Source organism: Achromobacter sp. 1014246743, assembly GCF_059760725.1.
The window spans coordinates 43,172-68,095 of record NZ_JCBANA010000025.1 but is presented as its reverse complement, the minus strand read 5'-3'; the positions used below and the strand labels follow the sequence as shown (position 1 = coordinate 68,095).

At 65.7% G+C, this 24,924-nt stretch carries 27 protein-coding genes; 17 read left to right on the top strand and 10 right to left on the bottom strand.

Going from position 1 to position 24,924, the window contains the following annotated elements; translation table 11 throughout:
* Positions 1-8: 8 nt before the first annotated feature.
* From AC6LJ2_RS12785 to AC6LJ2_RS12765, 5 genes are all read right to left on the bottom strand, one after another.
* Positions 9-938: an efflux RND transporter periplasmic adaptor subunit gene (locus AC6LJ2_RS12785; RefSeq protein ID WP_263909791.1), complete on the bottom strand. Its 930-nt coding sequence runs from the start codon at positions 936-938 to the stop codon at positions 9-11.
* Positions 931-1,125 carry a DUF1656 domain-containing protein gene (locus tag AC6LJ2_RS12780; RefSeq protein ID WP_263909793.1) on the bottom strand — a complete coding sequence of 65 codons (195 nt, stop codon included), beginning with the start codon at positions 1,123-1,125 and terminating at the stop codon, positions 931-933. Before AC6LJ2_RS12780 ends, AC6LJ2_RS12785 begins: the two co-directional genes overlap by 8 nt.
* Positions 1,115-3,127, bottom strand: a complete 2,013-nt coding sequence (locus AC6LJ2_RS12775) for an FUSC family protein (protein ID WP_498151483.1) — start codon at positions 3,125-3,127, stop codon at positions 1,115-1,117. Before AC6LJ2_RS12775 ends, AC6LJ2_RS12780 begins: the two co-directional genes overlap by 11 nt.
* A gap of 243 nt (positions 3,128-3,370) precedes the next feature.
* The gene (locus AC6LJ2_RS12770; RefSeq protein WP_263909798.1) at positions 3,371-4,303 is read right to left on the bottom strand and encodes a LysR substrate-binding domain-containing protein; all 933 of its coding nucleotides are present in this window, start codon (positions 4,301-4,303) and stop codon (positions 3,371-3,373) included.
* Between the two features lie 136 nt (positions 4,304-4,439).
* On the bottom strand, positions 4,440-5,324 hold the full coding sequence (locus tag AC6LJ2_RS12765; protein WP_498151482.1) for a MurR/RpiR family transcriptional regulator: 885 nt from the start codon (positions 5,322-5,324) through the stop codon (positions 4,440-4,442).
* 76 nt (positions 5,325-5,400) lie between these two features.
* Here AC6LJ2_RS12765 and AC6LJ2_RS12760 point away from each other — a divergent pair, with 76 nt between their 5' ends.
* Positions 5,401-6,297, top strand: a complete 897-nt coding sequence (locus AC6LJ2_RS12760) for an oxidoreductase (RefSeq protein ID WP_498151481.1) — start codon at positions 5,401-5,403, stop codon at positions 6,295-6,297.
* Between the two features lie 86 nt (positions 6,298-6,383).
* Here AC6LJ2_RS12760 and AC6LJ2_RS12755 read toward each other — a convergent pair whose 3' ends face one another.
* The gene (locus AC6LJ2_RS12755) at positions 6,384-6,731 is read right to left on the bottom strand and encodes an antibiotic biosynthesis monooxygenase (RefSeq protein WP_498151480.1); all 348 of its coding nucleotides are present in this window, start codon (positions 6,729-6,731) and stop codon (positions 6,384-6,386) included.
* Positions 6,732-6,941: 210 nt separating this feature from the next.
* Here AC6LJ2_RS12755 and AC6LJ2_RS12750 point away from each other — a divergent pair, with 210 nt between their 5' ends.
* Positions 6,942-7,352, top strand: coding sequence for a VOC family protein (locus tag AC6LJ2_RS12750; protein WP_263909806.1), 411 nt, complete (start codon positions 6,942-6,944; stop codon positions 7,350-7,352).
* Between the two features lie 99 nt (positions 7,353-7,451).
* On the opposite strand, the gene AC6LJ2_RS12745 is transcribed toward AC6LJ2_RS12750, so the two are convergent.
* Together AC6LJ2_RS12745 and AC6LJ2_RS12740 are read right to left on the bottom strand one after the other, a co-directional pair.
* Positions 7,452-9,332 carry a TRAP transporter large permease gene (locus AC6LJ2_RS12745; protein ID WP_498151479.1) on the bottom strand — a complete coding sequence of 627 codons (1,881 nt, stop codon included), beginning with the start codon at positions 9,330-9,332 and terminating at the stop codon, positions 7,452-7,454.
* Positions 9,333-9,340: 8 nt separating this feature from the next.
* Positions 9,341-10,354: a TRAP transporter substrate-binding protein gene (locus AC6LJ2_RS12740; protein ID WP_263909810.1), complete on the bottom strand. Its 1,014-nt coding sequence runs from the start codon at positions 10,352-10,354 to the stop codon at positions 9,341-9,343.
* A 262-nt stretch (positions 10,355-10,616) separates the two neighbouring features.
* On the opposite strand from AC6LJ2_RS12740, the gene AC6LJ2_RS12735 reads away from it, so the two are divergent.
* From AC6LJ2_RS12735 to AC6LJ2_RS12710, 6 genes are all read left to right on the top strand, one after another.
* A complete protein-coding gene (locus AC6LJ2_RS12735; RefSeq protein ID WP_263909812.1) occupies positions 10,617-11,444 on the top strand; it encodes an IclR family transcriptional regulator in 828 nt (275 codons plus the stop codon).
* Positions 11,445-11,488: 44 nt separating this feature from the next.
* Positions 11,489-12,661 carry an acetyl-CoA acetyltransferase gene (locus AC6LJ2_RS12730; RefSeq protein ID WP_498151478.1) on the top strand — a complete coding sequence of 391 codons (1,173 nt, stop codon included), beginning with the start codon at positions 11,489-11,491 and terminating at the stop codon, positions 12,659-12,661.
* Positions 12,658-14,325 carry an acyl-CoA synthetase gene (locus AC6LJ2_RS12725; protein WP_498151477.1) on the top strand — a complete coding sequence of 556 codons (1,668 nt, stop codon included), beginning with the start codon at positions 12,658-12,660 and terminating at the stop codon, positions 14,323-14,325. The genes AC6LJ2_RS12730 and AC6LJ2_RS12725 overlap by 4 nt, the downstream gene beginning before the upstream one ends.
* 87 nt (positions 14,326-14,412) lie before the next feature.
* Positions 14,413-15,177: an SDR family NAD(P)-dependent oxidoreductase gene (locus AC6LJ2_RS12720; RefSeq protein ID WP_263909815.1), complete on the top strand. Its 765-nt coding sequence runs from the start codon at positions 14,413-14,415 to the stop codon at positions 15,175-15,177.
* A gap of 151 nt (positions 15,178-15,328) precedes the next feature.
* Complete coding sequence (locus AC6LJ2_RS12715) at positions 15,329-15,814, top strand: PCC domain-containing protein (RefSeq protein ID WP_498151490.1); 486 nt, start codon at positions 15,329-15,331, stop codon at positions 15,812-15,814.
* Positions 15,801-16,199 carry a PPC domain-containing DNA-binding protein gene (locus tag AC6LJ2_RS12710; RefSeq protein ID WP_263909817.1) on the top strand — a complete coding sequence of 133 codons (399 nt, stop codon included), beginning with the start codon at positions 15,801-15,803 and terminating at the stop codon, positions 16,197-16,199. The genes AC6LJ2_RS12715 and AC6LJ2_RS12710 overlap by 14 nt, the downstream gene beginning before the upstream one ends.
* 16 nt (positions 16,200-16,215) lie before the next feature.
* Here AC6LJ2_RS12710 and AC6LJ2_RS12705 read toward each other — a convergent pair whose 3' ends face one another.
* Positions 16,216-16,968, bottom strand: coding sequence for a sulfite exporter TauE/SafE family protein (locus AC6LJ2_RS12705; protein ID WP_263909818.1), 753 nt, complete (start codon positions 16,966-16,968; stop codon positions 16,216-16,218).
* Positions 16,969-17,335: 367 nt separating this feature from the next.
* Here AC6LJ2_RS12705 and AC6LJ2_RS12700 point away from each other — a divergent pair, with 367 nt between their 5' ends.
* The 7 genes from AC6LJ2_RS12700 to AC6LJ2_RS12670 are packed head-to-tail and all read left to right on the top strand — an operon-like array spanning position 17,336 to position 22,199.
* A complete protein-coding gene (locus tag AC6LJ2_RS12700) occupies positions 17,336-18,310 on the top strand; it encodes a methyltransferase (RefSeq protein ID WP_498151476.1) in 975 nt (324 codons plus the stop codon).
* Positions 18,311-18,341: 31 nt separating this feature from the next.
* Positions 18,342-18,590 (top strand): acyl carrier protein, encoded by a 249-nt coding sequence (locus AC6LJ2_RS12695; protein ID WP_263909820.1) that lies wholly within the window; start codon positions 18,342-18,344, stop codon positions 18,588-18,590.
* 22 nt (positions 18,591-18,612) lie between these two features.
* On the top strand, positions 18,613-19,506 hold the full coding sequence (locus tag AC6LJ2_RS12690; protein ID WP_263909821.1) for a diiron oxygenase: 894 nt from the start codon (positions 18,613-18,615) through the stop codon (positions 19,504-19,506).
* 14 nt (positions 19,507-19,520) lie between these two features.
* Entirely contained in the window at positions 19,521-20,477 is a 957-nt protein-coding gene (locus AC6LJ2_RS12685) for an NAD(P)H-dependent flavin oxidoreductase (protein ID WP_498151475.1), read from the top strand.
* A 56-nt stretch (positions 20,478-20,533) separates the two neighbouring features.
* Positions 20,534-21,319, top strand: a complete 786-nt coding sequence (locus tag AC6LJ2_RS12680; protein WP_263909823.1) for a hypothetical protein — start codon at positions 20,534-20,536, stop codon at positions 21,317-21,319.
* Complete coding sequence (locus tag AC6LJ2_RS12675) at positions 21,320-21,703, top strand: thioesterase family protein (RefSeq protein WP_263909824.1); 384 nt, start codon at positions 21,320-21,322, stop codon at positions 21,701-21,703.
* A complete protein-coding gene (locus AC6LJ2_RS12670) occupies positions 21,678-22,199 on the top strand; it encodes a 4'-phosphopantetheinyl transferase family protein (RefSeq protein ID WP_263909825.1) in 522 nt (173 codons plus the stop codon). The genes AC6LJ2_RS12675 and AC6LJ2_RS12670 overlap by 26 nt, the downstream gene beginning before the upstream one ends.
* A gap of 17 nt (positions 22,200-22,216) precedes the next feature.
* Here the strand turns inward: AC6LJ2_RS12670 and AC6LJ2_RS12665 are convergent, their stop codons facing one another.
* Complete coding sequence (locus AC6LJ2_RS12665) at positions 22,217-23,134, bottom strand: MBL fold metallo-hydrolase (protein ID WP_498151474.1); 918 nt, start codon at positions 23,132-23,134, stop codon at positions 22,217-22,219.
* 219 nt (positions 23,135-23,353) lie between these two features.
* Here AC6LJ2_RS12665 and AC6LJ2_RS12660 point away from each other — a divergent pair, with 219 nt between their 5' ends.
* Together AC6LJ2_RS12660 and AC6LJ2_RS12655 are read left to right on the top strand one after the other, a co-directional pair.
* Positions 23,354-24,232 (top strand): RNA polymerase sigma-70 factor, encoded by an 879-nt coding sequence (locus tag AC6LJ2_RS12660; RefSeq protein WP_263909827.1) that lies wholly within the window; start codon positions 23,354-23,356, stop codon positions 24,230-24,232.
* Between the two features lie 122 nt (positions 24,233-24,354).
* Entirely contained in the window at positions 24,355-24,771 is a 417-nt protein-coding gene (locus tag AC6LJ2_RS12655; RefSeq protein ID WP_445657485.1) for a cupin domain-containing protein, read from the top strand.
* Positions 24,772-24,924: the final 153 nt, after the last annotated feature.

The following is a 24,924-nucleotide window of genomic DNA, read 5'->3' as shown; positions in this document are numbered from 1 at the left end:
CCTGGCCCTCACATCCAGTCGTGCAGCAGCGAGAGCAGCCGGCCCTGGGGAACGGGGGAGCCTGCCGATGGGGTGACCTCGATGCTGCCGGTCATGCCGGCCGCCAGCACGACCTCATGCGGGACAAGCTCGAACTCGATGCGCACCGGGATGCGCTGCGCCAGTCGCACCCAACTGAAACTGGGCTCCACGCTCGGCAGACCCTGCGCATCGGCCTGCTGGTTGGTATCGGCGATGCCCCGCCCGATGCTTGCCACCCGTCCCGCCAACACCTGGTCGAACCCCATGAGGCGGATTCGCGCCGCCGCACCGGGCTGGATGCCGCGCAGTTTGGTTTCCTCGAAATAGCCGGTGATCCAGAAGCTGTTGGCGTCGATCAAGGCGATATTCGGCTGGCCCGCCACGGCATAGTCGCCTTTGTTCAATCGCAGGCGGGTGACGTAGCCGTCCGTCGGCGCGCGCAGCACGGTGCGCGCCAGGTCCAGCTTCGCCCTGTCCACGGCGACCTGCGCGCTGCGCAGCTCTGCCTGGGCGATGGTCACCGCCTGGTTCGCGCGCTGGATTTCCTCGGCAGGTACCAGGCTTTCCATGCCGCGGCGCCGCCGCGCATCCTCGGCCTTCTGGCGCAAGGACGCTTCGGCTACCGCCAACTGCGCCTCGGCTTGAGCCAATGCCAGCGCGAAGGTGGCGTTGTCGATGCGATAGAGCACCTCGCCCTGTTTGACGTATTGATCGTCCGTTACCGACACGTCGGCAATGGTGCCGGACACTTCAGCGGCAACGCGCACGATCTGTGCGCTGACCCGACCATCGCGCGTCCAGGGGGCGACGACATAGGCGCGCCACAGCGCGCTGACCAGGAAGCCCGCGGCGATGACCACCGCGAGAGTCAGTCCTGCTCGCAGCAGGGGTTGGGTGGGCAATGAGCGTTCAGACATACAGTACCAGCAGGGAAACGAGACAAAGGGAAATGGCGAACTCGAACAAGCCGGGATGCCACACCCGGCGCAGCATCCCGCTGCGCGCCAGCGCGTAGCGTATGCCCAGGTAGATCGGCAGGGCCGCGCAGGCATAGACGAAGAACGGCGGCAGGTAGATGCCGGCCAACGAGAACTCACTGAGCATGGGCATGGCCTTCAACGGGGGGCGAAACGTCATTCGCATGGCGGTCCAGCAGCGCGGCGATGTCCTGCAGCAGGGCGGTCAACGGCTGCAAGTCGCCCATCGCCGTGCTCGAACGCGCCGGCAAGCGCGCCAAGGATTTCGCGGCGCGGCGGGCATGTCGCGCCGCGCGAGCGGGATCAGCGGCCCGCTGGCGCAAATGGCGCAGCGTGCCGGCCACCACGCGCGGCCATTCGGCGTCCTGGGGCGCCTGGCGCAGCCAGCGTCGCAAGCGCAGGACTTCCTGGCCCAGATGCAGGCTGGTCAGCGCCTGGGCGATGGCGCGATCCATCGCCTGCGGCTGTGCCCTGAGCAAGGCGCCGAGTTGCGCGATGCGGTGTTGCTGGCGCCATTGCCATGTCCTGGCATCGGCAGGCTCGCCGCGCAAGGTTTCCAGCGCCTCATCGCGGATGCGCCGGCGCAAGCGCGTGACGTCGCGCGCCAGGTTGCGCGGCAGCAGGATCCTGAACCCCAACAGCGTGAAGCACGTCGCCAGGATCCAGGCCACGGAGCCATTGAGGAACAGTGCAAAGTCGTAGCGCATCGGGTTGTCCGCTGCCGCCAGTGTCGTGAAGGCCACCAAATAGGCAACGCCCGCCAAGGCATGGCGCGGCATCGTGGTGGCATAGACGCCCGGCAGCCAGAACAGGCACAGGACCACCAGCAACAGCGGCAGGCCTGAGACATGCGGCAGCACGATGAAGGTGCATAGGAAGGCCATCGCCACGGCAGCCACCGTGCCCTTGATGAACTCGGCGGCGCCCAGTGCGGGATTGGCGGCGGTGGATAGCAGCGCACACGCCGCCGCCATTCCGGCCAGCATCAAGTTGCCGTACGTCCAGCCGGTGGCGATCCAGAATGCGCCGCCCATCACCACGCTCAGCAGGGCGCGCAAGCCGTTCTGGAGGGCCGCTGCCGTGTCGCGGTGAAACGGCACCGACACGCGCGCCGGCGTCGGCCTGGGTTGGTGGAAATGTCCGATGCCCTCGATGGCTTGCAGGTAATCGTCGAGCTGCTCCAGCAATCGGTCGCCCGCGATCATCAGCGCAGCCTGGTCGGACGGATCGTCTGGCGAGGTCGCGCTGATCGCGGCCGCCAGCCGGGCGCGCAGGCCGGTCAGGAGCCTGGCTGCGCGCGCCCTTCCGACGGGGCCGGGTTCCTGTGCCAGGGCCTGCCCGGCTTGCCGCCATGCCTGCTCCCACTCCGGCTGCAGCGCGCGCAGCGTGGCGAGGCTGGTGCTGTGTTCGCGCAGGGGCGGCACGCCGCCCACCAGGGAAGAAAACAATGACACCATCGTGTGTCGCACCGTGCCGGCGCGCCGGGCCAGATCGGCAGACTCAGCCTTGCCCAGTGCCAACAGATCGTCTATGCCATACACCTCGGTGATAAGGTTGCGCCGTCCGGCGTCCAGGGGCTTGCGGCCGGCTTCGGCGCTGTCCTGAATGGCCTGGTGATCGGTCGCCAGCACATCCGCCGTGGCAATGGCCAGGCGGTCCAGCTGCCGGGACAGGCGATTGCGCACACTGAGGGTGCTGAACAGGGCCGACACCACCGCCAGGCACACCACGCCGAGCAGCACGGACGCGCCGCGCCCCATCACCTGGTCGAAGGTGCGTTCGGGATGCTGCATGGCGCCGTACGCCGCCAGCCCCACGGTGTAGCCCGCCAGCGCTGCGCCATAGGCCCGGAAATGACGCAGCAAAGTCATGCCCGCCACGCATAGCCCCACCCATGTGCCAAACCCGAGCAGGAACAACCAGGGCATCTGTCCGAAGGCGCTCATCAGCACGAAGGTGGCCAGCATGCCGGCCAGCGTTCCCACGACCCGCCACACGCCTTTGCCGATCACGCCGCCCTGGACGGGATTGATGACAAGCAGAACGCTGGAGGCCGCGGCATAGGGCGCGTGCAGTTTCAGCAAATAGGCCGCTACGAGGGCCAGGCTGGCAGCCAGGAGTGAACGCATCACATAGGCGGCACGCGGTGTCGTCAGGTCGAGATACGGCAGTCCGCGCGCCAGCCCTGTCCAAAGCCAGGCATGGCGTGGGAAAACGCCTGAATCCGCTTCAGGCCCGTCCGCCGGAGGCATGATGCAACCCTTTTACAGTGAGCAATACGTGTCACTGTAGGCAGGCCCAATCATTCCGAAAAGTGAATTTATTGCAATCGATTGATTGCGTATCACGCACGCCTGAGGGCGTGTCTGCCGCTAGGGTTGGGCAAGCTTTGCCGCTTGGGCCTGGCTGTCGTGGCACAGCGCATGAATGGTCTGCCGCAGCCATTGATGGGCGGGGTCGCCATCCAGTCGCGGGTGCCAGGCCTGCGTCAGCAGCACTGTTTCCAGCGGCGTCGGCAGGTCGAACAGGCGAATGCCCAGGCCCGCGGCCAGCGCACTGCTGGCCAGATGCCGGGGCAAGGGCAACAGCAGATCCGAATCCTGCAGCGCGAACAGCGCCGTATACGGATTGGGTACGACCAGCGCGACGTGTCGGCGCAGCCCCAGCGCTTCCAGGGCGTCATCGACTGGCCCGCCGGCCTTGCCGCGCCGCGACACGCTGATGTGTTCCCAGCGCGTGAGGCGTTCGGGTGTGATTTCGTCGTCGAAAATCGGGTGGTTGGCGCGTGCGGTGCCCACGAACGTCGTGGTGAACAGGGACTGCGCGCGAATCTCCGGCCCCAGCTTGCGCGAGGCGCTGATGAACAGGTCGATGCGCCCGCTGCGCAGCGCTTCTTCGTCCACATCGTCTTCCTCTGGCGAGAAGCGCAGCATCGCGCGCGGCATCTCGCGCGCCATTGCGTCCAGGAGACGGCCCAGGTGGATACTCACGAATTCATCGGTCGCGCGGACATTGAAACGCCGATCCAGCGACTTCAGGTCGATCTCGGCGCCCGCGGCGAACACCTGCGAGGCCTGCTCGACCGCCACCCGCACCTGTTCGCGCAGCGCCAGCGCCTTGGGCGTGGGCACGAGCTTGCGCCCGACCTGAACAAACACGGGATCGCCCAGCGCCTCGCGGATGCGGCTCAACGTGCGGCTCATCGCCGGCGCGCTCAGATGCATGCGCCGCGCGGCGCCAATGACGCTGCCCTCGTCCAGCAGCGCATCCAGCGCCAGCAGGAGGTTGAGATCGGGACGTGCCATCGATGCGCCTTCGTTGTTTACCTGCATGCAATCATAGGGTCTTTCGAATAACGCTCAAAGCATGCAGCAGACGGGTCGATCCCCACCGCATGCGCCACCGCTGCAGCGAGAACCAGTGCGATGGTGCCGGGCGGCATCAGGAAATGTCAGGCAGATCGATGCCCGCTCGCTCCGCCCGGCGGCTTCGCGCTTGATCGCGCAGAGCGAGGGCGGTGACAAGCGCGTCAATGACGACGAGCTGGGCCAGCCGGCTTCCCGCAGCGGCCATCTGTGACGGCAACGGCATGCCGCCGACGACAAGCGCGACTTCCGCGAGGGCGGCAAGCGGCGTGTCGTACTGGTTGGTGACGGCAATCAGCGAAGCCCCGGCCGAGACGGCCGCGTCGGCGACCGCGAGGGTCGATGCCGTGCGGCCGGTTGAACTGATGGCGATTACCACGTCCCCAGTGCCGAGGAGCCTTGCCGCGATCATTGCCGACAAGTGGTCCGGGATGCCAACGGACATCACGCCGATCGTGCGTAGACGGAAGACGGCATCGGCGGCCACCGTCGAGGAAGGACCCGCGCCGAATGAAAACACCTGGCGCGCGTGCTGGATTCGCTCGACCGCCTTGTCGAGCGCGGACAGGTCGATGGCCCCGCCGAGTGCGGTCAGTGCGTCGGTGCCTGCGCGAATGGATGTTTCCAGCACAGAGGCCGACGTCGCATCCGCGGTAAGCACTTCAGGAGGCGCGAAGAACCGGGCCGTGCCGCGAGCCCGCGCGATGTCGATCTTGAGTTCGGTGAACCCGGTGAACCCGAGCGCACGCGCGGCGCGGACCACGGTCGGCGGCGACACGCCAGCCCGGGCAGCCACTTCCGCGGTCGTGCTTGCTCCCACGAATAGAGGATCGGCGAGCAGGAGGTCGACGACTTTCGCCTCGCTTGCGGCGAGGTCGCCACTGCGGGCTTGAATGCTGCCCATCCATTGCTGCAATCGTTTCTCGCTTTCTGAAACGCCATTACCTGTTTCTTTGTCCATGTGAAATAGATTACATTCACTGGGCGGCGGGCACAAGCCTCGCGCAAGCAGATGCTGTTACCAGGATGACGCGCTCATGAACATGGAAATCAACACGGTTGTCGCGGTCGTGGGGCCGGGGGCAATCGGCACCACCATCGCGGCGGCGCTGCACCAGGCGGGCCGTTCGCCGTTACTGTGTGGGCGTACCCCACGCGATCACCTGACCCTGCTGGACGGTGAGCGCGCTATGACCGTCCCCGGCCCTGTTCGGACGCATCCCGCACAGGTCGATCGCGTCGCGGACATCGTCTTTCTGGCGGTCAAGTCCACACAAATCGAGGCGGCAGCGCCATGGCTTGCGGCGCTGGTCGGTCCCGAAACCGTGGTGTGCGTCCTGCAGAACGGGATTGAACAGGTGGACAGGGTCGGCCCGCACTTGCCGCAGGGGCAGATCGTTCCCGCTGTCGTGTGGTTCCCTGCGCAAGCACAAACCGATGGCTCGGTACGCCTGCGCGGCGATGCGCGGCTCAGCTTGCCAGACACGTCGGCTTCCCGCATCGTGGCCGAAGCGTTGCGAGGCAGCTGGTGCGCCGTCGACTTGGCCCCGGACTTCAGTGCGCTGGCTTGGCGCAAGCTGATGCAGAACGCGGCAGCGGGACTCATGGTGTTGACGTCGCGTCGCTGCGGCATGTTCGGCCGCGCTGACATCGCCCGGCTTACGCTGGATTATCTGCAGGAGTGCCTGGCCGTGGCACGTGCAGACGGGGCCGTTCTCGGCGACGACGTGCCGCAAGCGATTCTCGAAAAATTCCAGGCGGCTCCCGCCGACATGGGCACGTCGATCCTCACGGATCGAGAAGCCGGCCGGCCACTCGAATGGGATATTCGCAATGGCGTCATCGCGCGGCGCGGCCGGGTTCATGGCGTTCCTACGCCGATCAGCGACATTCTGGTGCCGCTGCTGGCGGCCGCGAGCGACGGCCCGGGTTGACCCCAAGGCCGGGCCTGCGTGGTTGAGGGCGAGGCGCACCTTTACGGCCTGGTGACCGTGCCTTCGATGCGGGCGGCAGGGCGGGGCTACGTCATCGCCGGCAGCACCAGGTCGTCGACCCGGTAAGTGTGGAACTCGCTGGTGGATACCTCATCGAGCTTGCGGAATTTTTCCAGAAACACCGGATCGGAAAAGAACTCGTCCACCTGGTTTTCGCCGGCAATGGCTTCGATGTTGACCACGGTCTTGCCGTCGGTGCTCTTGGCCAGGTTGCTCCACAGAAATCCGGCCTTGGTTCGAGCCACGTAATGCACCACATCCTGGATGGCGGCAAAGGCGTCTTCCTGCTTGCCCGGATGGGCATGAATGACGTTGACGATGAAGACGGTAGGCTTGTCGCCGGCGGCGAAGGCGGCGGCGTGTACGGATGTCATGGGCAGGCTCCTTGGGCAGTGATCAGGGAGGGCAGTTTGCCAGCCTGGAATCCACGAAAAAAGGTGTTGGCGGGCGTGACTTTGCGGACACGAGCATCCGGAATCGCGCGATGGCGCCGAATGCGTGGCGCACAATGGGGTAACTTCCCCCGAACGCATGTCGACGGACGGCGTGTCGGGAATTCAACGTCAGATTGAGGATGCAAAATCATGTTCAGCCATGTCACGGTCGGCGTCAGCGACCTGAGCCGCGCGTCGGACTTCTACGATGCGATTCTTGAGCCGCTCGGCCTGCGCCAGCGGCCCGTCACGCCGGATGGCGGGCCAGGCGCGCGCTGCTGGATCGTTCCTGGCGCGGCATTGCCGCGCTTTTATGCCTATTCGCCGTTCAATCGGCTGCCGCCTAGCGCAGGAAACGGCAGCATGGTGGCGTTTCTGGCGCCAGACGAGGATGCCGTCAGAAGCTCCCACGCCGCCGGTCTGGCCGCCGGCGGCGCGGACGAGGGCGCGCCGGCGCTTCGGCCGCATTATGGCGACGGCTACTACGGCGCGTACCTGCGTGATCCCGACGGCAACAAGATCCATATCGTTTATCGCGGAGATCTCACCGGCGACCGATGAGCGAGCCTGGTCAGGTCGGCCTGGCCATCAGCCTCGTGGGCAGCGGCAGCGGTTCGTGGCGTGGCGGTCTCGTCGAGCCGCCACCCGCCGCCGGCCTCATCACTTCAAGAACCCCGTGGAAATCCACGGCACCGCGGCCACGATCACGATTCCGACCGCAATCGAACAAAGATAGCCCGCGATAGGCCGGATGCCGGATTCGGGGGCGACCCGGCCAATTGCGCATGCCGCGTAGTAGCCGACGCCGAAGGGGGGCGCGAAAAGGCCGATGCCCATGGACAGGATGACGACCATCGCGTAGTGCACTTCGTGGATGCCCATCTGGTGCGCGATCGGAAACAGCAGCGGGCCGAACAGCACGATGGCCGGAATGCCCTCCAGCACGCTGCCCAGCACGACGAAGGCGACGATGGACACGGCCATGAAGGTGGTCGCGCCGCCGGGCAGTCCTCCCATGACGCCGGCCAGTTGCGTCGAGAACCCCGATTGGGTCAACGCCCAGGCCATGCTGGTGGCGGTGCCGATGATGAGCAGGATGGCGCCGGACAGGCAGGCCGTGTCGACCAGCATCGGCAGCAGGCGCCTGGGGTCGAAGCAGCGGTAGATCAGCAGCCCCACCAGCGTGGCGTAGACGATGCCGATGGTGGAGACCTCGGTCGCGGTGGCGATCCCTTCGACCACGGCGGCGCGGATCACGAAGGGCAGCGCCAGCGCGGGCAGGGCCACCAGCAGTGCGTGGCCGATCTGGCGGCCGGTGGCTTTGCGGACGTTGCTGAGGTCTTCGCGGCGATTGCGCCACCAGACGACGAGACAGAGCATCACGCCCAGCACCAGGCCCGGCAACAGGCCGCCGGTGAACAGCGCCGTGATCGACACGCCCGTGACCGAACCTATGGTGATCAGCACCAGGCTGGGCGGCACGGTTTCGGTCTGTGCGCCCGTGGCAGAAAGCAGTGCGACCAGATCGCCTTCGTTGGCGCCGCGCTTGCGCATTTCCGGAAACAGCACGGGTGCCACCGCCGCCATGTCGGCTGCCTTGGCGCCGGATATGCCGGACACCACATACATGGCGCCGATCAGCACGTAGGACAGGCCGCCGCGCACGTGGCCCAGCAAACTTGCCAGAAAGGCCACCATGCGTTGCGCCATGCCTGTCATTTCGATCAGCACGCCCAGGAAGACGAACAGCGGCACGGCCAACAGGATCAGGTGGGACATGCCTTCATCCATGCGGCCCACCACGACCATCATGGGCAGGTCGGTGGTCAGCGACAGGTATCCGAAGGTGGCCAGCCCGAAGGCAAAGGCAATCGGCACGCCGGCGAACACGGTGGCGGCGACCACGCCGACGAAGAAGATCAGCAGGTTCAAATTGCCCAGGCCGACCAGCACCGGCTGCAGCGCGGCCATGGCGGCCACCACGCCGCCCACCAGCACTATTGCCAGCCCGGTGGTGCGCCACTGCGCTTTTTCAACGAGGCGCAGCAATGCAATCAGCAGCATCAGCGCGCAGCCCACGGGCAGTGCCGCCGCTCGCCAGGCGTTGGGGATTTCCATGGCGGCGGTCGTGACGTAGCGCTCTTCCGAGGCGTATTCAAAGCCGGGGCCTTGCAGCATCAGCAGGAATGCCAGCGCGGCGGCGATGGAGACCATGTCCAGCACTGCCCGGGTGGAGGGCGATGCCTTGTTGACCAGCGCAGCCATGCGCATGTGCTCGCCGCGGCGGAACGCGACCACCGCGCCCAGCATGGCCAGCCACAGGAACAGGATGGAGGCCAGTTCGTCGGACCAGACCAGCGGCGTGTGCAGCACATAGCGCGCCACGATGCCCGAGAACAGAATGACGATCTCGGCGACCACCAGGATGGCCGCCGGGATTTCGACCAGGTGCCCCAGCGCACGGTCCAGGGCGGCGGCCCAAGGCCGGCTGACCGCCGCGGGCGCCCCGGCGTCGGCCAGCACGTCCCCGGCGTGGGTCATTGCCACTCTCATGACAGGCTCCCGACGGATTGCTCCAGCAGGCCCCAGGCCTTTTCGCCGTACTTTTCTTTCCAGCCGCTATAGAAGCCGGCCTTGCGCAGTGCTGCGCGGATGGGCTCGGGTTCCGGCGTATTGAACGCCAGGCCTTGTTCCGCCAGTTTGGTCTGCAGCTGGTTGTTCAGCGCCAGGACGTCGGCGCGCTCGGCCATGCCGGCCGCGTTGATGTGCCTGGCGACGACTTCACGGATGTCGGCGGGCAGCTTTTCCCAGGCGCGGCGGTTGCCCAGGAACCAGAAGCCATCCCACATGTGGTTGGTCATCGAGCAGTACTTCTGCACTTCGTAGATCTTGGCGGTCTGGATGATGGCCAGGGGGTTTTCCTGGGCGTCCACCACGCGGGTCTGCAGCGCGGAATAGGTTTCGTTGAAGTTGATGCTGGCGGGCGAGGAACCCAGGGCCTTGAACATCGATGTCCAGAGCGGGCTGACGGGCACGCGGATTTTCAGGTCGCGGAAGTCGTCCGGGCCCTTGATGGCACGGTTGCTGGTCGTAATCTGCCTGAAGCCATTGTCCCAGATGTGGTCCATGACGAACAGGCCCTTGCCGTTGATTTCCTTGCGGATGTGCGCGCCCAGGTCGCCGTCCATGGCCTTCCAGACACTGGTGTAGTCGGGAAAGGCAAAGCCCACGCCGCTGATGGAGGCGGTGGGCACCAGCGTGGACAGGATCAGGCCGGACAGCGTGAAGAACTCGACCGCGCCGGCCCGCAGCTGGCTGAGCGTATCGGTATCGGACCCCAGCTGGCTGCTGGGGAAGACCGCCAGTTCGAAGCGGCCGCCCGTGTCGCGCGCGATGTTCTGCGCGGCCTCGTTGGCGCGCAGGTTCATCGGGTGGGTCGGGGGGAGGTTGTTTGCGTATTTGTAGCGGAATTCCGGCGCGGCCAATACCTTGTGAAAGGGCGCCAGCGCCAAGAGTGCGCCGCCTCCTGCGGCGCTCATGAGTTTGCGTCGAGTCGTGTTCATGCTGTCTCCTTGGTTATGAGATCCGGCCGCCATCGAGGGCGGCCGGATAAAGCGCCGATGCCGGCTTCTTGCTTTATCTTTGCATGAGGTCCAATATATGGACCTATGTACTACCCTTGGAATTATTTAATCATATTGATTCTCTAGCGTAAATCAATAAAATAGGCTCAAGATGAAAAATCAGACTAAGAATATTGGTCCATCAAGTGGACCATCGAATGCAGCGGGTGGCGAGTCCGACACCGGGCTCCAGGGAGACGACGTGCTGGAAAGCTCTGCGCCGGTCGGCGGCGCGCAGGCCATTTCGCGTGCCATGCAGGTGCTGCGCGGCGTGTCGCGCACGCGGGGCGACGGCGCGGGGCTGCTGGCGCTGACGCGCGACACCGGCATGAGCAAACCGACCGTGCATCGCATCCTGGCAGCCCTGGCGGCCGAAGGCATGGTCGAGCAGGATCCCGCCAGCCGGCGCTATTTCCTGGGGCCGGAATGCCATGTGCTGGGCCATGTCGCCAGCGAGCGATTCGGTATCAACCGGCTGGCCGCGCCGGTGGTGGCACGCATCGCGCACGAATGCGGTGATTCCGCCTTCTTTTCCCTGCGCCGCGATGTGTTCGCGGTGTGCGTGCTGCGCGAAGACGGCGACTACCCCTTGAAGACCCACGTGCTGCTGCCGGGCGATCGGCACCCGCTGGGCATCGGTGCGGGCAGTCTTGCCATCCTGGCCGCATTGCCGGACGACGAGGTGGAATCCTCGCTGCAAGCCAACGCCGCGCTCATTGCGCGCCGTTATCCGCATTACTCGGTGCCGCTGATCCGCACCCTGGTCGATGAAGTGCGCGAACAGGGCTATTCCGTGAACCGTGGCCTGGTGGTGCCGGGTTCGTGGGGCATCGGCGTGCCGCTGCGCGACGAGCAAGGCCACGTGCTTGGCGCCTTGAGCATTGCGGCGGTGGAAGCGCGCATGGATGAAGAAAGGCAGTTCCAGTTGGCCAAGCTGTTGTCGCGCGAGGCCAAACGCCTGCTCGCGCAGGCCAGTTCCGGGGGGAAGGGGGCGCGACCGCGTCCACCGTCCCCCAAGCCCAAGTCCTGAGTCCGCCAGACGCGGGCAAGGGGCTGCACCCTGAGGAGACAGCAATGAGCAAGCGTGCCGTGATTGCGGGATGGTCGCACATCCCCTTCGGCAAACTCGATGATCCGGACACGGAAAGCCTGATGGCAAGGGTGTCCGGCGCAGCCCTGGATCATGCGGGCGTGGCGGCCGACGCCGTGGACGGCATCTACGTCGGCGTCATGAACAGCGGGTTTCAGAAGCAGGATTTTCAAGGGGCGCTGGTGGCGCTGGCGCATCCGGAATTGGCGCACGTGCCGGCCATGCGCCTGGAGAACGCATGCGCAACGGGCTCGGCCGCCATTTATGCCGCCATGGATTTCATCGAGTCCGGACGCGGCCGGATCGCGTTGGTGGTCGGCGCGGAAAAAATGACCGCGCGTCCCAACGCCGAGATCGGCGACATTCTGCTGAACGCCAGCTACCGCAAGGAAGAGGCGGATATCGCAGGCGGCTTCGCGGGTGTGTTCGGCCGCATCGCGTCGGCGTATTTCGAACGCTACGGCGATCAAAGCGAAACGCTGGCACGGATCGCGGCCAAGAATCACAAGAATGGCGTGGACAATCCCTATGCCCAGATCCGCAAGGACCTGGGCTTTGAATTCTGCAATGCCGTCAGCGACAAAAACCCCTATGTCGCCGCCCCGCTGCGGCGTACGGACTGCTCGCTGGTCTCGGATGGCGCCGCCGCCCTGGTCTTGGCCGACGCGGACCTGATGCCCGATCTGAGGCGTGCCGTGGCGTTCCGGGCCCGGCGCCAGGTGAACGACATCCTGCCCTTGAGCCGCCGCGACCCGATCGCCTTCGAGGGCGCCGCCCGGGCCTGGCGCCAGGCGCTGGCCGATGCCGGGCTGGACCTGGACGACCTGAGCCTGGTCGAAACGCATGATTGCTTCACGGTCGCCGAGCTGATCGAATACGAGGCGATGGGCCTGACCCCGCGCGGGCAAGGCTACAAGGCGCTCAAGGAGGGCTGGGTCGAAAAGGGCGGCCGGCTGCCCGTGAACCCCTCGGGTGGGCTGAAGGCCAAGGGGCATCCCGTGGGTGCGACCGGCGTGTCCATGCATGTGATGGCGTGCCTGCAGCTGACGGGGGCGGCGCAAGGCATGCAGATTCCCGGCGCTGCGCTGGCCGGTGTGTTCAACATGGGAGGCGCGGCCGTGGCCAACTACGTCAGCATCCTGGAGCGCGCCAAATGAATGCCCCGCATCCCGTCCTTTCCCCCGGGCTTGGCCAGCCGCCCACCGCGCCGCCGGGAGGTGTTGCGCCGGTCTCGCGGCGGGTAATGAACCTGGCCCACTTCCTGGTGCAGGCGGCGCGCCGCCATCCCTTGCAGCCGGCCCTGATCAGCGGCGACAGCCGCTGCAGCTGGCGCGAACTCGATGAGCGGACGACGGCCTTGGCGCAGGCGCTTGCAGACCATGGCATAGGCAAGGGTGACCGCGTGCTGGTGCACTCTCGCAATTGCTTCGAGTTCGTCGAAACGCTGTTTGCCACCCTGCGGCTGGGCGCGGTGTGGGTGCCGACCAATTTCCGGATTTCGCCGGACGAAGCCGTGTACCTGGCACGGACGTCGGGCGCCAAGGCCTTCCTGTGCCATGGCGACTATCCCGGGCATGCCGCGGCGGTGGCGGACGCCATGCCGCAGTTGTCGCTATTGGCGCGGCTGGGGCCGGGCGATTTCCCCGCGCGGGACGTGGCCGACCTGATCAAGGCGCGCCTGGGCGCGACGCCGGTTTGCGCCGACGTGGAGCACGATGACCCCTGCTGGTTCTTCTTCACTTCCGGTACCACCGGACACCCCAAGGCGGCGGTGCTGACGCATGGGCAGATGGCCTTCGTCATTACGAACCACCTGTGCGACCTGATGCCTGGCACCACCGAGCGCGACGTGAGCCTGGTGGTGGCGCCCCTGTCGCACGGCGCCGGCATCCATTTCCTGACCCAGGTGGCGCGGGCCGCCTGCACCGTGCTGCCCGCCGGCACGCGTTTCGATGCCGACGAGATCTGGCAGCTGGTCGAGCGGCACGGCGTGACCAATATGTTCACCGTGCCCACCATCGTGAAGATGCTGGTCGAACATCCTTCCGTGGACACCTGGGACCACCGCAGCCTGCGGTACGTGGTCTACGCCGGCGCACCGATGTATCGCGTGGACCAGAAGCGCGCGCTGGAAAAGCTGGGTCCGGTGCTGGTGCAGTACTTCGGCCTGGGCGAGGTCACCGGCAACATCACCGTGCTGCCGCCTGCTTTGCACGACGCGACGGATGGCCCGGGGGCGCGCGTCGGCACCTGCGGCTACGAGCGCACCGGCATGCAGATCAGCATCCAGGACGATATGGGCCGGCCATTGGCGGCCGGCGAAACGGGTGAGATCTGCGTGTGCGGCCCGGCGGTGTTCGCGGGGTATTACGCCAACCCGCAAGCCAATGCGAAGGCGTTTCGCAATGGCTGGTTCCGCACCGGGGACCTGGGCTGCATGGATGAGGAAGGGTTTCTCTACATCACCGGCCGGCAGTCGGATATGTACATCTCGGGCGGCTCGAACATCTACCCGCGGGAGGTCGAGGAAAAGGTGCTGGCGCATCCTGCGGTCGCCGAAACCGCGGTGCTGGGCGTGCCGGATCCGACCTGGGGAGAAGTCGGTGTGATGGTGTGCGTGCTGCGCGCGGGCCATGCGCTGAGCGCGGAAGAATTGATGGAATGGATGGCGCCTCGCATGGCGCGGTACAAGCTGCCGCGCCAGATCTTCTTCTGGGATGCCTTGCCGCGTTCGGGCTACGGCAAGATCACCAAGAAGCTGGTGCGCGATGCCCTCTATGAACGCGGCTGCCTGGCCGAGGCCACCGAAGCCGCGCGCTAGTCAGGCTGACCGGCAGCGCAGGCTGCCGCGCAATGCGCAGCACAACGGCTGCACAACAACGACATCAATGAACGAGGAGGCTGGATCATGGAGATGATGCAAGAGGCAATCCTGGTGACGGGCGGCGCGTCCGGCATCGGGCTGGCGGTCGCGCGCGGCCTGCTGGACGCCGGGCGATGCGTGCTGGTGGCGGATGTGTCCCAGGAGCGGCTGGACGATATGCGTGACCTGGCGCCGGCCGATCAGCTGGGCCGCGTGCTGATGGATGTATCGGACGAGGCGCAGGTGGTGGACGCGCTGGCGCGGCTGGAACTGGATTTCGGGCCGATATCGGGCCTGGTCAATTCCGCCGGCATCGGGCGCGATCTTCCGTTCCTGGACACCGACACCGCCTTGCTGCGGCGCATCCTGGAAGTGAATCTGATCGGTTCTTTCGTGGTGGCGCGAGAGGCCGCGCGGCGGATGCGGGAACGGCGGCGCGGGTCCATCGTCAATATCGCGTCGGTGTCCGGCATACGCGGCAATGCGGGGCGCGCCGCCTACGGCGCATCCAAGGGGGCCGTGGTGACCTTGACCCGCGTGATGGCGGTCGAGCTGGCGGCCTATGGCATTCGGGTCAACGCCGTGGCGCCCGGCCCGATCGAAACGCCGCTGGTCGGGCAGATGCACACCGCCGAAGCCCGCCAGGCCTGGCAGCAGGTAGTGCCCCAGCACCGGTATGCCGCGCCTGAAGAACTCAACGGCACCATCGGGTGGTTGCTTGATGAGTCCAAGTCCAGCTATGTTACCGGGCAGATTATCTGCGTGGATGGAGGGTTCACGGCCGCAGGCATGCTGCCCGCCATGCACTGAGTTTGTCATTGCCCAGGTTCCACTTATTGCGCCACAAGCGCACGGAGTCCAGACCATGCGATACACCACCGTGGATCGTTCGTTGCGGGGAATACAAGCACTGCCCCGTCCCAGAACGCTGATACACCCGGGGGCGTTCAACCCGGTACGCATTCATAGCCGCTCGGCCGGACACGGCCGCCATATCCGCCTGTCGTTGCGCCCCGGCGCCAGCCTGTTTGACGCCATGGTCGATGCACTGGCCACCGCCGGTGTCGCCAACGCCTCGATGACCATATTGGGTGGCGCCTTCCGGCACATCGACTACTGCACGGCGCCGCCCGATCCCCAACATCGGATGGTGGTGGCCTACACCGCGCCCATTCCCGCCGGCCCGGCCTACCTGATTTTTGGCAATGCCACGCTGGGCAAGACCGATGCCGGCGCGCCCCTGGTCCACTGCCATGCCGCCTTTTGCCGCGATGGCCATGCGCCGCTGGGAGGGCACATCATTCCCCAGACGAGCATCGTCGGGGATCGTCCCGTGCCGGTGCTCGTGACCTCGCTGGAGGGATTCGAGCTGCGTGCCACCTACGACGCGGAAACCAATCTACGGCTGTTGCAGCCCCAAGGAGGCGGCCAACATGAACTCGCCTGAAATCGAAAGCGGCAGCATGGGCCGCGTTGCCTATGCGCGGATCGGTCCGAACGAGGACCTGATCCAGGGCGTGGAAAAACTCTGCCTGGCCGAGGGCTTTCGCAACGCGTTCGTGCGCGGGGCGTTGGGTAGCCTGGTGGATGCCTGCCTCTACACCCGCGAAGGCGGATATCGCCACATCGCGGGCCCGGCGGTAGAGATCGTCAGCCTCGCCGGGGAAGTGCGCGCGCAGCCGGATGGGTCCTTGACGGCGTCGCTGTCAGGGGTGGTGGCGGACCCGGAGGGCCAGGTGCATGGCGGCCCCTTCGTGCCTGGCGCCAACCCGATCTGCATGACGTTCGAGGTCACGCTCGAGGAATGGCTGCCGGCGCCGAGCGGCGGCTAAGGATGGCGCGGGGCGTTCAGAACCAATACTTCGCTGCATAGATCACGGTCATGACGGCGCCGGTGACGATGACGAACGCCCGGATGGCCGACGCGGGCAGGACGCGGATCAAGTGGCCGCCCAGGTAGCCGCCTGCCAGCGCGCCGGCCAGCATGAACAGGGTGGCCGGCCAATGCACCGATCCCTGCACGATAAAGATGACGATCGCCGCGGCGGTGACAAACGTCGCCAGCAGGTTCTTCAGCGACTTGATGGCGCGCAGGTTGCCGGGATCCGTGATGGAAATCACCGCGGTCAGGATCACGCCCAGCCCGGCGCCAAAGAAGCCCCCGTAGATGGAGGCCAGCGCGATCGGCAGCACGCCGCGTGCGGGGCCGTCCTGCGCCTGTTCGCCGCGCCGGCGCGCGCTCCAGGCCTGCACTTGCGGGGCGAAGGCAAATAGCAGGGTGGCAAACGCGATCAGGGCCGGCACCGGCAGGATGAAATAGGCGGGGGGAATGGCAAGCAGGATGCATGCGCCCAGCGCGCCGCCCGCGGTGGTGGCGGCCGAGAGCAGCCAGAAGCGCCGGTCGGGGGCGGGCAGGTTTTCACGGTCGGCCAGCGCCGCCAGGATGTGGCCGGGCGATATGGCCACCGCGCTGGAGGCATTGGCGATGACGGGTGGCAGGCCCGCCGCCACCATCGCGGGAAAGGTAATCAGCGTGGCGCCGCCCGCCAGCGCGTTGATGACGCCGCCCAGCGCACCCGCGCCGGCCAGCAGTGCCGCCATGCTCCATTCCATGCCTGCACCTTTCAGGTTAAACAGTGTTTTGGTCCATATAGCGGACCTATATATATCGTGTGAAATTTATTATTGCCTATTTTGCCGGCAGGTATAGAATTCTCGAAAATAAAAGAATAAATAGAGGTTCATAATATGGACCTATATAGAGACTCCGGCGACATCCTTTAGCCGCCACCGCAAGATCGCTGTCAACTCCCAGGATGGCGCATGCGGCCGGATCACCCTCGGCTTTGCGTGCCACGTCCTGATCGCTGGTTTCCAACCCCGTCCAGGGGTTGTTGCGTGTTCACCTGTTTGGCCCGTCGGGCCATCACTGCTGAATCAGGAGGGAATCTCGATGGATGTGAGCTTCATGGCGTTTTCCCGTTTGGCGTTCGGGCATTGGGAGGGGCAACCCTTGTATGCCCTGGCCGATCTGGGCATTGCCCAACGCTTGTCCGAACCCCGCACGTGCGCCGAGCTGGCTCGGGAACTGGGTTGCGAATCCGAGCCGCTGGAGCGCTTGCTGGACTGCGCGGTGGCGCAAAAACTGCTGATCTGCGAGGGCGGGCGCTACGCCAACACCGATCTCAGCGCGCGCTTTCTCACCGAAGACAGCCCCGAATCGCTGTTGTGCTGGATCCGGGTCATGGATCGCTGGAAGCGGCCCTGGATGCAACTGGCCGAAGCCGTGCGGCGGGGCGAGGCGGTAGACAACCAATCGAAGTGGCTGGGCGAAGATCCGCAGTTCATGCGGGACTTCATCCTGGGCATGCATCAGTTTGCGTCCCGTTCGGGGCCCGCGTTCGCAGAGGCCTTGAAAGACGTGCCCATTCGCCGCCTGGTGGACGTGGGTGGGGGCGCCGGCACGTATTCCCTGGCCTTGTGCGCGGCGCGGCCCGAGGCCACCGCAAGGGTCCTGGATCTGGCGCCGGTGGTCGAGATCACGCGTCAAACCGCGCGGGCGGCCGGCCTGGCGGACCGCGTCAGCGCCCAGGTGGCCGACTATCGCCAAGACGGCTTTGGCGAGGAGGCCGACGCGCTGCTCTTTTCAAACGTGCTGCATCAAGAGAGTGCGCAGGTCTGTCGATCGATGCTGCATCGTGCGTGGCAGGCGCTGCGCCCAGGCGGCACCTTGCTGGTGCAAGGCTACTTCCTTGCCGAGGACCGGCGTGCGCCGCAGTTCACCACCTTGCACAACCTGTCCGCGCTGGCGCTGTGGGACGGCGGGCGCAGTTGGACAGTGGGCGACATGCAGGCGCAGATCGCGGCTGCCGGCTTTGAGCGCCAAGCCGTGCTGCGCCAGGAGAGCAGCGGTTTCTGCCTGCTGTCGGCCGTCAAGGTCTGACGCGATATCCACTTATTGAACCGGAGCCTATATGTCCACACTGACCGTCACCGATACCGAAGCCGAAGTGATCGCCTGGCTGAAGGAAAACCGCAATGCGCAGGTCGAAGGCATCAAAGAGAAGAACCTGATCGAAGAGCGCATCCTGGACAGCATGCAGTTCCTGGACTTCATCATGTTCCTGGGCGAACTGGTGGGACGAGACGTCTCTACCGCCATCACCGTCGAGGACCTGCGCACGGTGGATGCCATCGTCAATTTCGTCCACGTACAGCGCTAGCCCGGGCGGCAAGGAAGTCATCATGGAAATCGACTACGCAAGAATCGGCAGGCTGATGACGCTATCCAAAGGGCGTTCGCATGATCCCTACGAGCGCTTCGAGTGGCCCGCCCATATCCCGGAAGACCAACCCTGGTGCAGCAATGACTTGCTCACGACCTACGGAACGCCGCTGCAGGCGCAATTGGACGCCGCGCAGCAGATACGCCTGAGCAAGTGGGAGGCGGTCAATTTCTTCAGCCTCAACGTGCATGGCATCAAGGGGGTGCTGAGCTTTGTCAGCCGGTGCATCTACGAAGAGCGCTATGCCGATGTGTCCGAGTACCTGCATGTCTTCATGGGCGAAGAGAACTTCCACATGTGGTACTTCGCCAAGGCCTGCCTGGATTATGCGGGAAAGATATATCCGTCGATTCAGCTGCAGGGCGATGCGCAGGCGTCCACGCCGGAACTGGACGATCTGTACATGTTCGCCAGCACGCTGATCTTTGAAGAGTTCGTCGACTACTACAACCATAAGGTCGGCACGACGGACGGCATCACCGAGATCCTCAAGCAGATCAACTACCAGCATCATGTCGACGAATCCCGCCACGTGTCCTTTGGCCGGGAAATGGTGCCCCGCCTGTACCGGCTGGCGCTGGAACGCGCGGACGACCCGGACGCGACCCGGGCAGAAGTGGCGCGCACGGTGACGAACATGTTCCGGTATTTCATCAGCCTGATGTACAACCCGGCTGTGTATGCCGATGCCCAGGTCTACGAGCCGCTGGGATTTCGCAACGGCAACGCCATGCGCAACGCGCTGCGGTCGCACCCGGCGCGCAAGGCCGTCCACGAGCAATGGTTCAAGCGCAGCGCCGCCTACTTCACCAAACAGGGGCTGGTGACGGACTTGAACCTGGCCGCGCTGTAGCGCAGGGGCACACCATGGCGCAGATTGTCAGCAGTTCCCGGGTGGCAGCGCTGTTGGGCGCGCGCTTGCCCGTTCTGCAGGCCGGCATGGGCGGCGTGGCACAGCCGGAACTGGCGGCCGCCGTGTGCGAGGCCGGCGCGTTCGGCATGATAGGCCTGTACCGCCACACGCGTGACGAGATCGGCCAGTTGCTCGCGCAGACCGCCGCGTTGACCCGGGCGCGCTTCGGCGTGAACCTGGTCCCGTTCGTGCTGGATGCGGACGCATTGCTGGATCGGTTGGCCTATGTGGCGGACCGGCCGGAACGGCCGATCGTGACCTTCTTCGGTCTACCTGACCCCGCCGTGCTGCGGGCCTTGCCGACGGGGATGGACTACGGCGTGCAAGGGGGCACCTGGGATGAGCTGGACGCGGCGTTCGATGCCGGTGCGTGCTTCGGGGTGTTGCAGACGACGGAGGCGGGCGGCCATCACCTGGGCAAGATCACGCGCGCGCAAGCGCTGGATCAGGCCGCCCGCCTTGGCGTGGACACGCGCATGGTGTTTCTGAGCGGCGGCATCAGCAATGCGGCCGAGTTGCGCCAGGTATTGGATGCCGGGTTTTCCGGCGCGTTGTGCGGCACGGTCTTCGCGGCCACCCGGGAATCCGCCGCGCACGACCGCTACAAGCAGGCGATCGTGGCAGCCGAGCCCGGCGACACCGTGGTCACCGACCGGTTCAGCGTGGGATGGCATACCCATCGCCACCGGGTGATCCGCAACGCCAGCTGCGGGGGATCGCTGCCGGCGGGCGTGATCGGCTTTGCGCACTATTTTGGAAAACGCTATCCCATCCTGCGTTACAGCGTGGCGGTGCCCACCGCCCACACCGAGGGGTTGATCGAGGACATGGCGTTGTATTGCGGAACGTCCTGCAAGGACACGCATTCCATCCGAACCGTGCGGCAGGTGCTGGCCGACTTGACGGCGTAAGGCGTCGTCCTGTCCGCATTTTCAAGTGCATTCAGGGACTTCCAGGAGATTGCATCGTGATCATCGAAAAACAATGGCATCAGGTAAAGAACGTGCTGCAGGCAAAGCTGGACGACATCTTCTCGATCGCGCCCGACGCCACCGCGGAGTTCGACAGCTTGCTGGCCCATGAAGAGATCAATGCGCTGGGCTATGTACGCAATTTTCCCCATCTGACCTGCGTCATGTGCTCCATCGAAGAAGGCGAGTTGCTGGGATTTGCGCGTGGCCAGCGCAAGCTGGACCGGGATTTCAAGGCGCTCACCGCCGATGTGGCCCTGCTGCCGGCGACCTGCTACAAGGTCTACCTGGGGCTGCAGGGGCAGCGCCTGGACGGCGCGCGGGTGGAATCCTGCATTGCGCGCTGCTTCCGGCACGAAGACAAGGCGTTGGACCGTTACCGCGCCTTCAACTTCACCATGAAGGAATACGTGTACCTGGGCACCGCCGAGGGCGCGCAGGCGCATCTGGAAGCGGGGTACGACCGCCTGTTCTCCTTCTTTGCGCAACTGGGAATCCGCGCGGGTTGCGAAGAAGCCAATGATCCCTTCTTTGATTCAGGCAGCGCCGTGGCGCGCCTGTCTGCGTTGACGCCCACCAAGCGTGAGCTGGTATTCGACGGCCATGCCGTGTCGTCGCTGAACTATCACCGCAACTACTTCGGTGAAAAATTCAATATCCGCCTGGACGACAGTTTCGTGCATACCAGTTGCGTCGCGTTTGGATTGGAGCGCTGGATATCCATGTTCAAGGATCGTTTCGGCAATGCGGCCGATACGCTCGCCGCGCTGGAACGCGCCTAGATGGGCGGCCCGATGCTGCAGGCGCAGGCGTTGTTCCAGACAGGCCAGCAGTTCGAGAAGACCTGCGTGGTGGATGCCGCCGCGGGCGCGCTGAACTATGGCGGGGATCTGGACGTGCTGGCCACCCCCGTCATTGTCTATTGGATCGAGTCGTATGCGACGGAGTGCATCCGGTTGGCGGGCGGCGGGCGCTGGGGGTCGGTGGGGCATGCGGTCAGCGTGCGGCACCTGGCGCCGGCGCATCGGGGCAGCGCGGTGCACCTGACGATCACGGTCGAGGCCATGTTCGGCAATTCCCTGCGGTTCAGTGCCCGTGCCGTGGCAGGCGAGGCCGACACCCTGATCGCGACGGGCACGCATGACCGCACCCTCGTCGAACTTTGACGTCACGGTCGTGCTGGGCGCCCAGGGCCCCGCACGTGCCGGGCAGGCCGCGCGCACGAAGCTGGGCAAGCCCTACCTTTCCGGTCTTGCCGGCTTCGGCGTGAGCGACAGTTGCGGTGTGCAGGCGCGGCTATACGCCAACCGCAAGTATGTGGGCATCGATATCGAGCATCTGGACCGGCCCGACCTGGCGGCCCGCCAACAGCGCCTGTCGGCCTGGCTGGCGCGACGGGACCAGGTCGCCGTGGATTTCCTGCCCGGCTGGGTCGCCCGCGAGGCTTGCGCGAAAAGCGTGGGACTGGGGTTGCTGCATGCGTTGCCACGCTTGTCCATCACCTGGACGCGGCCGCTCGGCCCAGGCGGGAAGGAAGAAATCGGCCTGGTCTTCAGCCGCTGGCGATTCGTCGCGCGGTGCGAGCGGGTCGGCAGGGTGCTGCTGTGCGTGTGCTATCGGCAGGAATATGGCAAGCCCCGCATGGCGGTGCTGCAGCCTTGACCAGGACGCGGGGCCGGTCAGTAATCCCAGATGACCGGAACCCAGCGAAACGCGTCGCCATGGACGGCGACCCGTCCGACGGACGGGAACGGCAGATGAGCCGCCACCAGCAGCCCGCCGTTGCTGGCGAGCTCCTGGAAGAGGCCGATGCGGACGCGGGCCGATTCTTCGGGATCATGCTCGAAGCCGTTGTGCCAGTCGGGGTGGTCAAAAGCCACCGGGAACATGGCGTCGCCGGCAAAGGTCAGGCGGTCGCCGCCTGACACCAGGTCGACGACGCTGTGCCCCGGGGTATGGCCCCCTGTCAGGCGGACGCTCACCCCCGGCGCGACTTCGTGCGTGTCCTCGAAAAGGCACAGTCGATCGCGGTATTCGTTGTAGAACGCGGTGGCGGTGGCACGGAGCACGTCGGGCACTGGCCTGGGCATGACGGTATGGGTGAAATCGGGCGATGTCCAGAACGCGACTTCGGTTGCGGACACATGGATGCGCACGTCCGGGCGCAGACGTTCTTTCACGCCGGCAACCAGCAACCCGCCCACGTGGTCCATGTGCATATGGGTGATGATCACGTCCGTTACGGATTCCAGGGCGATGCCTGCGGACGCCAGCCGTTGAGGAAATTGGCCGGCACGCGGAAAGCCCGGGAACTGCCCGCCCAACCCGGCATCGATCAGGATCGTCTGGTCGCCACGACGGGCCACCATCACATTCAGCGGCCAGTCGAATGCGTCCGGCGGCATGCACATGTGGCGCAGCCAATCCGCCAGGTCGGCCGGGTCGGCGTTGGTGGCCATCGTCGACGTGGGCAAGGGCAGCACGCCGTCGCTGATCACCAGCGCGTCGATGTCTCCTATCTGCACGGCGTAACGGGACGGAACCAGATCGATGGGCTTGCGGTGGTCGCAAGGCAAGGTATGGTCTGGGGAAAGCATGGCGTATGCTCCTGAACAGGGGGTGAGGATTGCCTGGCACGGCTGCTGCCGCTGCGGCCTGGAAAGTGAAGGCATCGTAGGTCTGCCGCCCGGCATGCGGTAGATCCGCGGCGGGAAGCACGCTGTTGTGCTGCGCGCACCAATATCCTTGTCGCTGCCCGGTGGCTACGGCAAAATGCCTTTCTTCCCGTGTTGCCTTGCCTGGCGTTGCTCCTTTCCATGACTGACTCCTTGCTCCTTTTCGAGCGTCACCGTCCGCGCCTGTACGCGATCGCCTACCGCATGCTGGGGACGGTGGCCGAGGCGGAAGACGTGGTGCAGGAAGCATGGTTGCGTTGGAATGGCGCGGATCGCTCGGCGGTGCAGAACGCGGAAGCCTGGCTGGTCACCGCCACGACCCGCTTGTCGATCGACCGCCTGCGCGCGGCCAAGGCCGAACGGGAACATTACGCGGGGGTCTGGCTGCCCGAGCCGATGCTGATGGCCGCGCCCGCCACGCCCGAACAGATCCATGAACAAGCCGACGACGTGTCGGTGGCTTTTCTGTACCTGCTGGAGCGCCTGTCGCCGGACGCCCGCGCGGCCTTCCTGATGCGAGAGGTCTTCGATGCCGACTATGAAGACATCGCGCTGACGCTGGACAAGACCCAGCCAGCCGTGCGCCAGCTCGTGCGGCGGGCCAAGCAGCAATTGAGCCAGGGCGCGCCTCGCCAGGCCGTGCCGCGTGCGACGTTGCAACGCCTGCTGCACGCTTTTGCCGATGCGATGCAGCGCAGCGATTTTCACGGCTTGCATGCGCTCTTGAGCGACGACGCCGAGCTCATCGGCGACGGGGGCGGCAAGGTATCCAGCTTTGCCAGCCTGGTGGGCGGAAAACGCCTGGCGCAGCTGTTCTACGCCGGCAAGCGCCGGTACCGCGATGCCCTGCGCGTTGACGTGGTCCAGGTGAACGGGCAATGGACCTTGCTGCGCTTCATCGATGGCGAACTTGAATCGGTGCACGCCTGCGAAACCGATGGCGAGCGCCTGACGCGCATCCTGGTGCAACGCAATCCGGACAAGCTGGCACGCATCTCGGCCGCGCTGGCGCAGGGTTGAGACCGGGATCGGGCGAGGGCGTTGGTGCCTGCGCGGCAACACGGTGATCCCCCGCGGGGGCCTACCGCGGTGCGATGGGCGCTCCTACGATGGGGCTTCCCCAACGTTGCCAAGGATCGGCCATGTCAAAGCTCACGAAATTCGCACTGCCCCTTCTCGCCGCCGCGCTGTTCAGCCCGTTTGCCCATGCCGCGTCCGGGGCGGCCCCGGCCGACGCCATCGTCACGGAGCTGATGCACAGGAACCTGCCGGACATCCCGGGCAAGGACGCGCAGATGATCGTCGTCGACTACCCGCCCGGCGCGGCCGATCCCATCCACCGCCACGATGCCCATAGTTTCGTCTACGTACTCGAAGGCAGCATCGTCATGCAGGTCAAGGGGGGCAAGGAAGTGACGCTGACCCCCGGGCAGACCTTCTACGAAGGCCCCCAGGATATCCACACCGTGGGCCGCAATGCCAGCCAGACACAGCCCGCCAGGTTCCTGGTGGTCCTGGTCAAGAAGCAGGGCGCGCCGGTCCTGACGCCTGTTCATTAAGGGACGAATAAGGCGAGTCCCGGCTTCCGACGCTGCAAGCCCGTCCGTGTGGCGGGGGGCTTTCCTCCCGGAGGCATTCTCTTTTTTTGCGTGCATTGTCACAGAATGGCCCGGCGCGCCGTCTTATGGGTAGGATCAACCTACTTGCGACGC